The organism is Acidimicrobiales bacterium (assembly GCA_041394265.1).
Classification (GTDB): Bacteria; Actinomycetota; Acidimicrobiia; order Acidimicrobiales; family SZUA-35; genus JBBQUN01.
In genome coordinates, this window is record JAWKIO010000005.1 from 4,513,997 (window position 1) to 4,528,304 (window position 14,308).

Consider the following 14,308-nt stretch of genomic DNA (forward strand, 5'->3'; position numbering starts at 1 on the left):
ACCATGCCGCCGTTCAAGATGGTCTCGTCCTATAGCCCTGCCGGTGATCAGCCCCAGGCGATCGAACGCCTGGTCGAGGGGATCGAAGGGGGAGAAAAGGCGCAAACTCTGCTCGGCATCACCGGCTCGGGGAAGTCAGCCACCATCGCCTGGACCATCGAACAGGTGCAGCGGCCCACCCTGATCCTGGCGCCCAACAAGTCGCTGGCCGCGCAGCTGGCGAACGAGTTCCGCGAGTTCTTCCCCGACAACCGGGTCGAGTACTTCGTGAGCTACTACGACTACTACCAGCCCGAGGCCTACATCCCGTCCAGCGACACCTACATCGAGAAGGACTCCTCGGTCAACGACGAGATCGACCGTCTGCGCCATGCCGCCACCTCGGCCTTGCTCACTCGACGCGACACCATCGTGGTGGCCTCGGTGTCGTGCATCTACGGCCTCGGCAACCCCGAGGAATACAAGGGCAAGCTCCTGGTCCTGCGGGCCGGCGAGGAATACGACCATCGCTCGATCCTCACCCAGTTCGTCGAGATGCAGTACGAACGCAACGACATGAACCTCATTCGCGGCAAGTTCCGGGTCCGGGGCGACACCATCGAGGTCCACCCCGCCTACGAGGAGTTCATGGTTCGTCTCGAACTCTTCGGCGACGAGATCGAGACCATCACCAAGATCGACCCGCTCACCGGTGAGCACCTCGGTTCGCTCGATGAACTCGTGATGTTCCCCAACACCCACTACGCCACTTCTGATGAACGGCTGGCGGCGGCGGTGGCCTCGATCGAGGTCGAACTCCAGGAACGCCTCGCCGAGTTCGAGTCCGAGAACAAGCTGCTCGAGGCCCAGCGGCTGCGCATGCGCACCCAGTACGACCTCGAGATGATGGCCGAGATGGGCTTCTGCAACGGCATCGAGAACTACAGCCGCCATCTCGACGGTCGTGTTGCGGGCGAGCCCGCCTACACCCTGCTCGACTTCTTCCCCGACGACTACCTCACGATCATCGACGAGTCCCACGTCGCGGTTCCCCAGCTCAACGGCCAGTACGCCGGCGATCGATCGCGCAAGGACACCCTGATCGAGCATGGTTTCCGGCTCCCGTCGGCGGCCGACAACCGCCCGCTGCGGTTCGAGGAGTGGGTCGAGCGCACCGGTCAGGTGATCTTCGTGTCGGCGACCCCCGGGCCCTACGAGCTCGAACATTCCGGCGAACCGATCGAGCAGATCATTCGTCCCACCGGCCTGCTCGACCCCGAAGTCGTCGTCCGGCCGACCAAGGGCCAGATCGACGACCTGCTCGGCGAGGTGTCGGCGGTCATCGAGAACGACGGTCGGGTCCTCGTCACCACTCTCACCAAGAAGATGGCCGAAGACCTCACCGACTACCTGCTCGAGCAGGGCCTGCGCTGCCGCTACCTGCACTCCGAGATCGACACCATCCAGCGCATCGAGACCCTCCGAGGTCTGCGACTCGGTGATTTCGACGTCCTCATCGGCATCAACCTGTTGCGAGAAGGCCTCGACCTGCCCGAGGTCCAGCTCGTTTGCATTCTCGATGCCGACAAGGAAGGGTTCCTCCGCTCGGAGACCTCCCTGATCCAGACCATCGGTCGAGCGGCCCGAAACGTCGAGGGCCGTGTCGTGATGTATGCCGACAAGATCACCAACTCGATGCAGAACGCCATTTCGGAGACCAACCGTCGTCGAGGCGTGCAAATGGCCTACAACGAGGCCAACGGCATCGATCCGCAGACCATTCGCAAGGCGGTCACCGACATCCTGTCGATGCTGCGGCCCGATGGCGATGGCACCGCGCCGGTGCCGGGCGGCGACAAGCGCAAACGGCGGCCCGAGGAAGCGAAACGGATCCGCGATCTGGCCGAGATGCCCGAGTCCGACCTCGAACGCCTCATCCAGAGCCTCGAGATCGAGATGCACGAGGCGTCGGCCGATCTCCGTTTCGAATACGCGGCTCGCCTGCGAGACGAGATTCGCGACCTGCGCCGCGAACTGAAAGACGCCGTGCGCTGACCGCGCCATACACCGATCTGGATCCTGCTCAGAGCGTCGACCTGGCTGCCGATAGAGCGGTGTGATCGCACCGACCACCGACCGACCGCGGGTTCATCGTTCCCTCACCGACGAACCGACGCCATCGTCCACACCGCCGTGGACCAGGCCGGTCGTGATCGCCGTCCTCCTGCTCGCGTTCTACCTGGTGTGCAGCGTGTTCACCGATGGCGGCGGCTATCTCAGCACAGACACCGGCGGCAAGGTGGCGACACTCGACGCAATGGCCGAGCGAGGCGATCTTCGTCCTGACCTCGGCTATTGGGCCGAGTCGGTCGATCCCGACGGCTCGCTCTACCCGATGTACGGCACGCTCGACATCGACGGGCAGTGGGTCAACGCCACGAGCCTGCCGATGATCTACCTTGCGCTGCCGCTCTATCGATGGGGCGGCTACGAGCTCGCGCTCCTGGTCCCGATGCTCGGTGGTGTGGCCTCGGCGTGGGCCGCAGGCCGCATCGCTCGCCAACTCCTTGCTGGCCGGCCGAGGGCCGAGGTCGTGCGTCGGAGCGCACTGTCGATGGCGGCGATCGGGTCGGCGACACCCGTGGCGATCTACGCACTCGACCTCTGGGAACACACGCTCGGCCTGGCCCTGATGCTGTGGGCCATGTCGTTCGTTCTCGATCTGACTCGTCGCTCGAGCGTCGTGCACGGCATCGGCGCAGGACTTGCCTTCGGAGCAGCGGCGACGATGCGGCAGGAGGCGCTCGTCTATGGCGCGGTCGCCGGGGTGATCGTCGTCGGGCTTGGCCTGCGACGGCGGTCGGTCTCGGCGTTGGTTCCGGCGCTCGGCATGGCCGCATCCACTGTGGCCATGCTGGCTGCCGGTGTCGCCCTCGAGGTGGTGGCGATGGGTTCATCGCTGCGCACCGGGCGCACGACCGGCACGGCCTCGAGCTCCGGTGGCAAGGCAATGCTGCGCCTGCACGAGGCCGTCGTGACGCTCGGCTCGATCGATCGGTTGCCGCTCGTACCGGCCTTCCTGCTCGTCGGTGTGCTGATCACCGGCTTCGCGCTGCTCACGGCGGAAGGCGGCCGGGCTCCTCTCGGCGCCGGCGACGACCGTGCCACCGCACGGAACACCGGCGCCTGGGCGGTGCGCGGCGGCCTGCTCGTTGCGTTGGTCTACCTTCTCCTGATCGCGGGGTTCGCCGTCGGCGGACTGTCGTTCGTGTCGGGGCTGTTGCTCGCCTCGCCGATCGCAGGCCTCGGGCTCGTCCTCGGTCTCCGGCGAACGGGCCTCCAGCTGGCCTGGGCGATGGCGGTCGTCCCGCTGCCGATGATCTGGCTCACCCAGTACACCGGTGGTGCGGGACCTCAGTGGGGCGGGCGGTACCTGCTGGCGAGCGGTGCACTTTTGGCCACGATCGGGCTCGTCGAACTCGACCGAGTCCCGCGACACGCCGGTCGCGGGTTGTTGGTGCTGTCAGCGGTGATCACGCTGCTGGGGGTCGCCTGGCTCGGCCAGCGCAGCAGCGGATTCGCCAATGCAACCGCCGATCTGGCCGAACGGCCCGAGCCCGTCCTCATCTTCGATGATCCGCACGCCGCACGCGAGTCAGGTCCGGTGGCCCGGAACGAGCAGTGGTTCGCCGCCACTGGCGACGAGTCGCGCCGGGAAGCGGGAGCGGCCGTGTCCGCTCTCGGCTACGAGTCGTTCGGATTCGTCAGTTATCAGGCATCGGTACTCGACGGCGACGCTCAAGCTGAGCGGAGCTACGACGAACGAGTCGCGACACTGACGGCGAGTTTCGAGGGCTTCCATGTCGTTGGCAGCGACCGCATCCCGCTCCTCCCGGGTGTGGAGCTCGAGGTCATCACCTTCGCGCGTCCCTGATCTCGCCCACCGACGACTGGAGCAATCGGCTTCAACTCGTCCGTTCCGGGCCGATGGGGTGAGGTGCCGACCTCCACGACACTCGACGGCCCTCACGTGCTCCACGAAGACGATGAGGCCGACCGGCGATCCGGTGCGCCTCGCGCGCGGGGGATCACCCGACTGCTTCGAGGCCGTGCCAGTTGGATCGTTCTCTTCGTGGTGCTGTTCGGGATGTCGCTGATCGTCGATCCGCTGTCGAGCCTCGGCTCGGACGTGGGCGGAAAAACCGCCACGATGACGGTGCTGTCCTCGAATGGCTCACTCGACCTTGGCTACTGGGCCGAGGCATTCGATCCCGACGGTTCGCTGTACCCGTTCTATTCGACATCGGTGATGGACGGGAAGTGGGTCAACGCAACCACGTTCCCGATGCTCTACCTGGCGTGGCCGCTCCATGAGCTCGGCGGCATGCATCTCGCCATGATCTTGCCGGTCCTCGGCGGGGTGTTCACCGCCACTGCGGCACGACGGCTGGCGGCGATGCTCGGGCCGACGGATGGCACCGTGGCCTTCTGGATCGTTGGACTCGGCACCCCAGTCACGGTGTACTCCCTTGCCTTCTGGGAACACGCACCGGGCCTGGCCCTGATGTCGTGGGGTCTGGTGGCGGTCGTGACGGCCGTCGACAACCATCGGCTGGCCCCGGCGCTGGCCGCCGGATTGCTGTTCGGTTTGGCGGCGACCATGCGGCAAGAGGCCCTCGTCTACGGTGCGCTGGCCGGTATCGGGCTCGTGATCGGACTCGCCACGACGGCTCGGCCGTTGGTGATGCTCAGGTCCTCGATCGCCATGGCGACCGGCGGTCTGGCCATGCTCATGGCGAACACCGTCTTCGAACGCCTGGTCCTGGGCAGCGTGCTGCGTTCGAGTCGCGCCGGCGGCACGGCCAGCCTCGCCGGGACCAAGCTGGACGCTCGACTCCATGACGCGCTGGTCACCCTCCTCGTTCCCTCAGACGTGCGTCCTGCCGGCATCGCGCTCGGGCTGCTGTTGCTCCTCGGCACGGTCGTGCTGGTGCGGTCGGGACGCACCATCGCAGAACAGCGACCGGTCGTCGCCATGGTGGTGTTGCCGCTGCTGATGGTGGTGCTCGCTGCACTGGCCGATGGCCGTTCGTTCGTGCCGAGCCTGCTGTTCTCGACCCCGTTGGTCGTCGTCGGTGCGATCGTGGGCTGGGGCGACGGGCGCTCGCGTGCGTTGTCGATCTACGCCGTGGTCGCGATACCGAGCATCCTCGCTGTGCAGAGCACTGGCGGCTTCGAAGCCCAGTGGGGCGGTCGCTACCTCTTGCTCAGCGGTTGGGTGCTGACCGTGATCGCCTGCGCTCGCCGCCACCGGGTGGAGCGCAGCAGCTGGGCGCTGATGGTGGGCGCGAGCCTTGTGATCACCGCGTTGGGCGTCGCCTGGACGGTCGAGCGGTCGCGTGCCATGGGTGACTTCTACGCAACGATCGCGTCGTTCGACGCTCCCGTCGTGGTGTTCGACTCGTCGCTCACGGCCCGCGGCGCCGGATCGATCGCCCTCGATCAGCCGATGCTTGCTGCGGCCGACGCACCCGCTCGGGACGAAGCGGCCCAACTTCTCGCCGAGGCCGGGGTGGCGTCGTTCCTCTTCGTGGCGCCCGACCTCGGAGGTGCCGCCCCGACCTTCGACGGCTTCACCGAGGTGGAGGCAGCAACCGTCGACTTCGTGAGTGGCCTCGACTACCGAGTGGGGACGTTCGCGCCGCAGGGTTGACTGAGCACAGGGTTGACTGACCACGGGGCGTGACCGGCCACCGGGTGCACGGCCGCAACGTGGGCCACCAAATCCCTCCACCGAACACGTGTTCTGGATCGGTGCGGCGGTAGCCTTTCCGGGTGGGCAACAAGATCGTCATCCGGGGCGCCCGGGAGCACAACCTCACCGACATCGACCTCGATCTCCCCCGAGACAAGCTCATCGTCTTCACCGGGCTCTCCGGTTCGGGCAAGTCGTCGCTGGCGTTCGACACGATCTATGCCGAGGGGCAACGTCGGTACGTCGAATCCCTGTCGGCGTATGCCCGCCAGTTTCTCGGCCAGATGGACAAGCCCGACGTCGACTTCATCGAGGGGCTGTCACCCGCCATCTCGATCGATCAGAAGTCGGCGAGCCGGAACCCCCGGTCGACCGTCGGTACGGTCACCGAGGTCTACGACTACCTGCGACTCCTCTTCGCCCGGGTCGGCGTGCCTCACGATCCCGAGACCGGCGAACAGCTGGTGCGCCAGACCCCACAGCAGATCGTCGACCAGGTGCTCCGGCTGCCCGAAGGCACTCGCTTCCAGGTGCTGGCGCCGGTGGTCCGGGGGCGCAAGGGCACCTACGACACCCTGCTCACCGACCTCGCAGGTCAGGGTTTCGTGCGTGCGATCGTCGACGGCGACTTGATCGAACTCGGTGGGGAGCTGCCCGAACTCGAGCGCTACGAACAGCACGACATCAAGGTCGTCGTCGACCGCCTCGTTCGGCGCGATGGGATCGAGCGGCGTCTGACCGACTCCATGGAAACGGCGCTCGGCCTGGCCGAAGGTGTCGCCGAGATCGAGATCGTCCCGCCACGCGACTCCGACGACGAGCCCCAGACCCTCATCTTCTCCCAACATCTCTCGCGGCCTTCCGACGGCAAGAGCTTCGAGGCGTTGGCGCCGCGGAACTTCTCGTTCAACTCGCCCTACGGCGCGTGCTCGTCATGCGACGGCCTCGGCACCACCTACGAGGTCGACCGCGAGCTGGTCATCCCCAACCCCGACCTCACCATCGACGAAGGAGCGATCAGCCCGTGGAGTGGGGGCAAGAGCCGCTACTTCGGCCGACTCGTCGAGTCGGTGTGCGCCGCACACAAGATCCCCACCGACAAGCCGTGGCGGCTGCTCAACGACAAGCACCGCGAGCTGTTGCTGAACGGCGGCAAGAACGAGAAAGTCACCGTTCGCTACCGCAATCGATACGGGCGTGAGCGCACCTACGTTGCCAACTTCGAGGGGATTCTGCCCTATCTGCGTCGCCGCCACACCGAGGCCGAGTCCGACACCCAGCGTGAGCAGATCGAAGGCTTCATGCGCGAGGTCGACTGCCCGGCATGTGAAGGGTCGCGACTCAACCCGCTGTCGTTGGCCTGTCTCGTCGGTGGGTATTCGGTTGCCGACCTGTCGCACATGTCGATCCGTGAGGCCGCCCGAGTGCTCGAAGCGATCGAGTTCAGCGAACGCGACTTCCTCATCGCCGAACGGGTGATCAAGGAGATCAACGCTCGCCTGCAGTTCCTCCTCGACGTCGGTCTCGACTATCTGAGCCTCGGTCGGTCGGCCGCCACGTTGTCGGGCGGTGAGGCCCAGCGCATCCGACTCGCCAGCCAGATCGGTTCGGGTCTCGTCGGGGTGCTGTACGTACTCGACGAGCCCTCGATCGGGCTCCACCAGCGCGACAACGCCAAGCTCATCGAGACCCTCATGCGCCTGCGCGACATCGGCAACACGGTGCTCGTCGTCGAGCACGACGAAGACACCATCGCCGTGGCCGACCACGTCGTCGATATCGGCCCCGGCGCCGGCGAGCACGGGGGCCAGGTCGTCTACAGCGGCAACGTCGCCGGCCTGAAGAAGCGCAAGTCCTCGATCACCGGGCAGTACCTCTCTGGCCGAAAGAAGATCCCGGTGCCGGCCAAACGGCGTCCTCCAGGGTCTGATCGGCTGGTGATCAACGGGGCACGTGAACACAACCTCACGAACCTCGACGTCGAGATCCCGCTCGGGCTGTTCGTTGCCGTCACCGGCGTGTCGGGTTCGGGCAAGTCCACCCTGATCAACCAGATCCTGCTCCGGGCGTTGATGCAAAAGATCTACAAGTCGAAGATCCCGCCCGGCCTCCACACCTCGCTCAGCGGGCTGGAGCACCTCGACAAGGTGATCGACATCGATCAGTCGCCGATCGGACGCACCCCGCGCTCGAATCCCGCCACCTACACGGGCGTGTTCGATCACGTCCGGAAGCTGTTCGCCCAGACCAACGAGTCGAAGGTCCGTGGCTACCAGCCCGGCCGATTCTCATTCAACGTGGCGGGCGGCCGATGCGAGGCGTGTGCCGGCGACGGCACCATCAAGATCGAGATGCACTTCCTCCCCGACGTCTACGTGCCATGCGAGGTCTGCAAGGGCGCCCGCTACAACCGCGACACGCTCGAGATCCAGTTCAAGGGTAAGAACATCGCCGAAGTGCTCGACATGCCGATCGCCGAGGGCCTCGAGTTCTTCTCCAACCAGCCGCCGATCGCCCGTCACCTGCAGACGCTGGTCGACGTCGGATTGGGCTACGTGCGCCTCGGGCAATCGGCGCCGACCCTGTCCGGTGGTGAGGCTCAGCGGGTCAAGTTGGCCTCTGAACTGGCGAAACGTTCCACAGGCCACACCATCTACCTGCTCGACGAGCCGACCACCGGGTTGCACTTCGAGGACATCCGCCGCCTGCTCACCGTATTGTCGAGACTGGTCGACCAAGGCAACACGGTGCTCGTGATCGAGCACAACCTCGATGTCATCAAGACCGCCGACTGGATCATCGACCTCGGTCCCGAGGGTGGGTCCGGTGGTGGTCAGATCGTGGCGTCGGGCACGCCGGAGCACGTGGCGTCGGTGGCGGGGAGCTACACCGGCCAGTTCCTGGGCCCACTCCTCGACGGGACAGCAGAACGAGCTCGTTGAGTTCTGGTGTGGGAGAACGAGCTCGCTGAGTTCTGGTGTGGGCTGAACGAGCTCGTTGAGTTCTGGTGTGGCAGAACGAGCTCGTTGAGCTCGTTCTTCGGCCTCATATGGCACGGGCTCGTGCCGATTGGAGCGGGTGAAGACTCCGTCCCAAGGCCGCTTGCTGGTTGGTCGCGTCGCCAACGGTGCAGCGACGGGTCTGGGACACCTGGTGCGAACGGCGGCGCTGTGCGACAGCTGGTGTGAACAGGGCGGACGCGCCGTGCTGTTCGTCGATCAGCTCGACCCGACGCTGGCGCCGTTGGTGGGCCGCGCCGAGTTGCTCACCGCTTCGAGCGGCGATGCGGGCGAGCAGCTCCGAGCGATGGGGTTGGAGGACACGCCGCACGTCGTCGTCATCGACGGCTATCGGTTCGATGATCGATGTGTCGACGCCTTCGTCGCCGAGGTGCTGGGCAGCAACGACGTCGGCGGCAACCGCCCGATCATCGTGTCGATCGACGACCACGATCAGGCCGGGCGCCGCAACGTCGACATCGCCGTCGACCCGAACGTGGCTGCGGGACGGGCCGACGTCTCGGTTCCGGTCTCGCTGCACGGCCCGTCGTTCGCACTGCTACGACCCGAGTTCGCCGCTGCGGTGAGGGACGACGCCGTCGAGCGCGTGGGCCCCCTGGTGATCGCGCTCGGTGGCTCGACCGCATCGAACGGTTCGACGGCGCTCGCTCACTTCAGCAAGGTCATGGCCGAGTCGATGTTGCTCATGGGCCACCGACCTCCCGAACTGGCCGACGTGCCTCGTTTGGATCGCGCCGAGTCGCCCGTCGGCGCGATGGCCAACGCGCCGGTGGCGATTGCCGCCGCCGGAGGCACGGCACTGGAGTTGGCGTGCCTCGGCACACCCGCCGTCCTCGTCTCGATCGCCGACAATCAGGTGCCCGTGACCAAAGCCCTTGGACAGGCGGGGGCGGCGGTCGATCTCGGCCGCCTCGCCGATCTCGACGGCGCCCGCCTGGTGTCGGCGGTCGTTGACCTGCTGGGGGATCGGGAGCGCCGTGAGGCGATGTCGAAGGCCGGACGCGCGCTCGTCGATGGCCGGGGGGCCCGGCGTTGCCTGGCCCACATCGACGCTGCATCCATCGTCACTCGACCGGTCGACCTCGAGGACGCGGCGATGCTGTTGGCGTGGCGCAATGATGCGACCACCCGATCGAGCAGCTTCGACAGCGACGTCATCGATCTCGATCAGCATCTTGCATGGATCGACCGACGTCTCCAGGATCCGGACTCGTTCCTCTATGTCGGTCGAGTCGGTGACGACGACATCGGGCATGTTCGGTTTCAGCGGTCTCCTGGCGGACACGCCGTGATCGGTGTGGTGATTGCGCCACACGCTCGCGGCCGCCGTTTGGCCACTCCACTCATCCTCGCTGGGCTGCGCGCCTGCTTCGCCGAGTCGGGCGTTCAGCGCGTCGAGGCGCTGATCAAGGCCGACAACGCCGCATCGATCACTGCGTTCACGCTCGCCGGCTTCCACCCGGGCGTCGAGAACGGCGATCACGACCCGGGGGTGAAGGTGTTGCACTACGAACGGACCGATCGATGGGTGTGAAGCGTCGATCCGGCGACCACGGAAGGACCACTGCATGACGCGCGGCCCGCAACTCTTGCTCACCCTCGGAGTGTTCACTGCGCTCCTCGGTTTCGGTGCGTTCCACGCCTCGGTGGTCGACGGCTCGTACCGCTTCGTGGGCGACGCCAGGTTCCCGATCTCGCTGGCGTACGGCGTTGCGCTGCTCCTCGTCGCCTATGCGCTCGGATTGCCGGACCTGCCTCGAACCCGCAAGTCCCGCTGGTTCACTGCGGTCGCCGCGTCCTTCGGCGGAGCCATTGTGCTGTCACTCGTCCAGCTCGCTCTCGGCACCCCGCTGCTGCCACGTTTCGTGGTGTTCTCTTCGGCGTTCGTGCTGGTGCCGTGGTTCTTGATTTGCGCCGAGGCAGCAACCGGCGGTCGTCGGCGCGCGGTCGAACGCGATCGTGTCGTCGTCGTATCGGACCGGGCGTCGGCATCGGAACTGGAGCGGGAGTTCGCCGACGCCGAGCGTCCGGCCTCGCTCGTTGCGCTCCTCACGGTCGATGAGGCGACCGGTGCCACCGGTTCGAGCACGAGTGTCAGTGGCATCGTCGAGGCCCTCGGTGCGAACATCGTCGTCCTCGATCGAGAGGCCCAAGCCGATCCCCGAATCGTCGATCAGGCGGCCGCTCTCCACATCCAGGGCATCCGCATCCGCACGCTGTCGCTCTTCTACGAGCAGTGGTTCAACAAGCTCCCGATCTCCGAGCTCGAGCGGGTTTCGCTGCTGTTCGACATCGGCGAACTGCATCGCTCGCCGTTCAGCCGCCTCAAGCGGTTGATGGACATCTGTGTCGCCTCTGCCGGCTTGCCCGTCCTGCTTGCAGTCATCCCCATGGTGGTCATCGGCAACCGCTTCGCCAATCGAGGTCCGCTGCTGTTCCGTCAGGTGCGCGTCGGCCACATGGGCACCGAGATCGCCGTGTTGAAGTTCCGGTCGATGCGCCCCGATCCCAACGACGACCAGTCCTGGACGCAGACCAATGATCCGCGGATCACGCCCTTCGGTGGGTTCCTGCGGGCGAGTCATCTCGACGAGCTTCCGCAGCTCATCAACATCCTGCGCAACGAGCTGTCCCTCGTCGGTCCGAGGCCCGAGCAGCGACGCTATGTCGACGAACTCAGTGGCAAGCTGCCGTTCTACGAGCTCCGCCACCTGGTCCGCCCCGGACTGACCGGGTGGGCGCAGGTGAAAGCCGGCTATGCGGCCGACGAGGACGATGCGCTCGAGAAGCTGCAGTACGAGTTCTACTACCTGCGGCAGCAGTCGCTGAGCTTCGACCTCCAGATCCTCATTCGGACCCTTCGCTCGCTGTTCCTCGGCGACGGCCGCTGATCAGCCTCGACGCTGAAGCATCGACCGCAGCTGCGAGCGCTCGGTCGCATCCAGCAAGGTCGACCAGCCGACGACGGCGGCCGTGGCACCGAGGAGGGGAGCGGCAACCGCCAACGTGGCGATCGGGGCCAACGGGAGGCGGTGGAGCAGGACGGCGACCGCAAGGATCGCAGCAGCGGTCGGAACCGCCGGCGCAAGGCAGCGGCGCAGCAGTTCGATCGGCGTCGCCTGCGTGGTCTTCAGGAGGAGGGGCGACAAGAGCGAGACGGTGAACACCGAGCCGGCGAGCGTTCCCTGGAACGCACCCACCACGCCGTTGCGGTCGATGAGGACGATGGTCAGCGCCAGATTGACGATGACGCCGAGCCAGGAGGCCACGAGCAGCCGGCGCATCTGGCCGAGACCGGTGAGGAAGTTGTTGATGACCTGAAATGGTGCCTCGATCGACAGGTAGAGCAACCCGAAGAGGAGCGGGCCGGTCGCCAAGGCGGCGGTGGCGCCATCGGTCCACACGGTCAGGATCTCATGGGCCAGACCGGCCAGCGCGGCGGCGACCACGAGTGTGACGCCCGTCGACAGCCGAGTGCTGATGAGCACCAGATCGCGCAGCTTGTGCTCCTCCTGGCGGGCCGAGAGATACGGGGCGGCGGACACCACCGTCTGAGAACTGGTGGCGAGCACGAGTCGTACGACGTCTTGCAGCCGGCTGGCGACCTCGACGACGGCGAGTGCGGTGGGACCGAGCATCATGGTGACGAGTGCCCGGTCCATCATCCGGTGGAGGACCCCCGCCGAGTTCAGCGCGACCGGTCCGATGGCGCTCCGTCGCAGGTCGTGGATGATCGAGCGGTCGAGGCGGAAGGTTGGCGCCAGTCGGGCCCCGAAGAGGATGGCCGCAGCGACGACGGCCGTGGCGATTGCCTGGGCCGCGAGTACGAGTGTCAGATCGGTCGAGAAGGCGACGACGAGGACGGCAGCCAGCGCAGCCGCGGTGCGCCGTACGGCGTCGAGCATTCGTGCCCGATCCAGTCGTTGATACCCCTCGAAGACGGCAGCGAGTCCGACGATGACGCCCTCGGCCACGATCTGCAGCGCAAACCAGCGTGTCCCCGCAGCGAAGGCTCGACCGTCGGATCCGTCGAGACGAAACACCGTGGAGGCCAACGGCGTTGCGCCGAGCGCGAGCAACGTGGCGGCCAGACCGGCGATGAGGGCGAAGATCGTGACGACCTGGCGGGCGAAGGTGGCCATTTCGGCGGGCTCGGTATCGGCGCCGGCGCGCTCGGCGATCGAGCGGGCCACCGCCACCGACGGGCCATAGACCAGGATCGAGGTCCAGCCCGACACGATCGACAAGGACTGCGCAAGGGCCCACAGTCCGAACGAGCTGGGGCCGAGTCGAGCGAGCAGGAGGGCCGTGACGCCGAAGCCGAGAGCAATCGACCACACGCCGGTCATCGCCGACGAGGCGCTGTTGGCGAGGAGACGTCGTCGGTACGGTCCGGCAGCCGGTGTTGGCGACGGCTCGATCTCAGCGGTCGTCATCGGCTGCGGCCTCACATCGACCTGGATCGTGCCGATTGGTCGGCATGGCTCGGATCGCGAACTGCATCGCTCACTCCATCGGCACGAATGAAGCGGTCGTGACCGATTCGCCGCTGCCTGCGGCCCCATCGGTGACGATCCTGCTGCCAACGCATTCGGAGCGGCCATTCATCCGTGACTGCCTCGCTTCGATCCAGCGCCAGACCTACTCGAACATCGTGGAGGTGCTGGTCATCGACGGCGGCTCGACCGACGGCACTCGCTCGATTGCTGCATCGCTTGGCGCACCCTTCCGCCTCGTCGACAACCCTGGCGTCACGGCCGCCGCAGCGATGAACGTGGGCCTGGCCGAAGCCAGCGGAGACATCGTCGTCCGCATGGATGCCCACGCGCTCTACGCCCGGAACTATGTCGAGCGTTGTGTCGCCGTCTTGATCGAGACGGGCGCCGACAACGTGGGCGGCCGAATGAACCCGGTGGGTCTGACCAGTTTCGGACGTGCCGTTGCCGCCGTGACGTCCACGCCCGCGTGCGTCGGACCCGGCAGCTTTCACCATGCCGAGAACCGCACCGAGGTCGACACCGTCTTTCTCGGTTGCTGGCGGAGGGAAACGCTCGAACGCCTCGGCGGATTCGATGCCGAGCATCTCCAGTGGGCGGCCGAAGATCATGAGTGCAACCTGCGTCTGACCGAGTCGGGCGGCCGGATCGTGCTCGATCCCTCGATTCACTCGACCTACTTCCCTCGCGACACGCCGCGGGGCCTGGCGAAGCAATACCACAACTACGGCATCGGCAAGGTCTCCACCCTTCGCAAGCATCACCGCCTGCCGACCTGGCGAAGCATGCCACCGGCAGCCCTGGTCTTGTTGGCTGGGATCAATCTCGGCGTGGGCGTCGGTGTGCTTCGCTTCGTTGTTCCCGCCGGCCACGCTGCCGTCGTGTCGTGGTCGTCGCGCTCGGCGGCGAAGCGGGCCGAACACGACACCGATCTGCTCCGGTGCATCCTGGCCACGGAGATCATGCATTGGTCGTTCGGTCTGGGCTTCTGGCGCGGCGTCGGCCGGGTCCTGACCGGGCGGGGCTTCGTGAGCAACCCGCGCGGTCATCGCTGAGGC

8 protein-coding genes are annotated in these 14,308 nt (G+C 66.5%); 7 read left to right on the top strand and 1 reads right to left on the bottom strand.

The features are described from left to right. Positions 1–3: 3 nt before the first annotated feature. The 6 genes from uvrB (at position 4) to R2733_21745 (ending at position 11,645) form a co-directional block, all read left to right on the top strand. Entirely contained in the window at positions 4–2,034 is a 2,031-nt protein-coding gene (uvrB, locus tag R2733_21720) for an excinuclease ABC subunit UvrB (protein ID MEZ5379132.1), read from the top strand. Between the two features lie 154 nt (positions 2,035–2,188). After that, positions 2,189–3,913, top strand: coding sequence for a hypothetical protein (locus R2733_21725; protein ID MEZ5379133.1), 1,725 nt, complete (start codon positions 2,189–2,191; stop codon positions 3,911–3,913). Between the two features lie 63 nt (positions 3,914–3,976). Then, entirely contained in the window at positions 3,977–5,692 is a 1,716-nt protein-coding gene (locus R2733_21730; protein MEZ5379134.1) for a hypothetical protein, read from the top strand. Positions 5,693–5,814: 122 nt separating this feature from the next. Further along, on the top strand, positions 5,815–8,676 hold the full coding sequence (gene uvrA, locus R2733_21735; GenBank protein MEZ5379135.1) for an excinuclease ABC subunit UvrA: 2,862 nt from the start codon (positions 5,815–5,817) through the stop codon (positions 8,674–8,676). A gap of 136 nt (positions 8,677–8,812) precedes the next feature. Further along, on the top strand, positions 8,813–10,288 hold the full coding sequence (locus R2733_21740) for a bifunctional UDP-2,4-diacetamido-2,4,6-trideoxy-beta-L-altropyranose hydrolase/GNAT family N-acetyltransferase (GenBank protein MEZ5379136.1): 1,476 nt from the start codon (positions 8,813–8,815) through the stop codon (positions 10,286–10,288). Positions 10,289–10,322: 34 nt separating this feature from the next. Then, a complete protein-coding gene (locus R2733_21745) occupies positions 10,323–11,645 on the top strand; it encodes a sugar transferase (GenBank protein MEZ5379137.1) in 1,323 nt (440 codons plus the stop codon). Here R2733_21745 and R2733_21750 read toward each other — a convergent pair whose 3' ends face one another. Next, positions 11,646–13,190 (bottom strand): polysaccharide biosynthesis C-terminal domain-containing protein, encoded by a 1,545-nt coding sequence (locus R2733_21750; GenBank protein MEZ5379138.1) that lies wholly within the window; start codon positions 13,188–13,190, stop codon positions 11,646–11,648. A gap of 98 nt (positions 13,191–13,288) precedes the next feature. On the opposite strand from R2733_21750, the gene R2733_21755 reads away from it, so the two are divergent. Continuing rightward, a complete protein-coding gene (locus R2733_21755; GenBank protein MEZ5379139.1) occupies positions 13,289–14,305 on the top strand; it encodes a glycosyltransferase family 2 protein in 1,017 nt (338 codons plus the stop codon). Positions 14,306–14,308: the final 3 nt, after the last annotated feature.

Coding starts and splice junctions, on each gene's coding strand:
- uvrB (MEZ5379132.1), top strand. CDS start 4: ATGCCGCCGTTCAAGATGGTCTCGTCCTATAGCCCTGCCGGTGATCAG.
- R2733_21745 (MEZ5379137.1), top strand. CDS start 10,323: ATGACGCGCGGCCCGCAACTCTTGCTCACCCTCGGAGTGTTCACTGCG.
- R2733_21750 (MEZ5379138.1), bottom strand. CDS start 13,190: ATGACGACCGCTGAGATCGAGCCGTCGCCAACACCGGCTGCCGGACCG.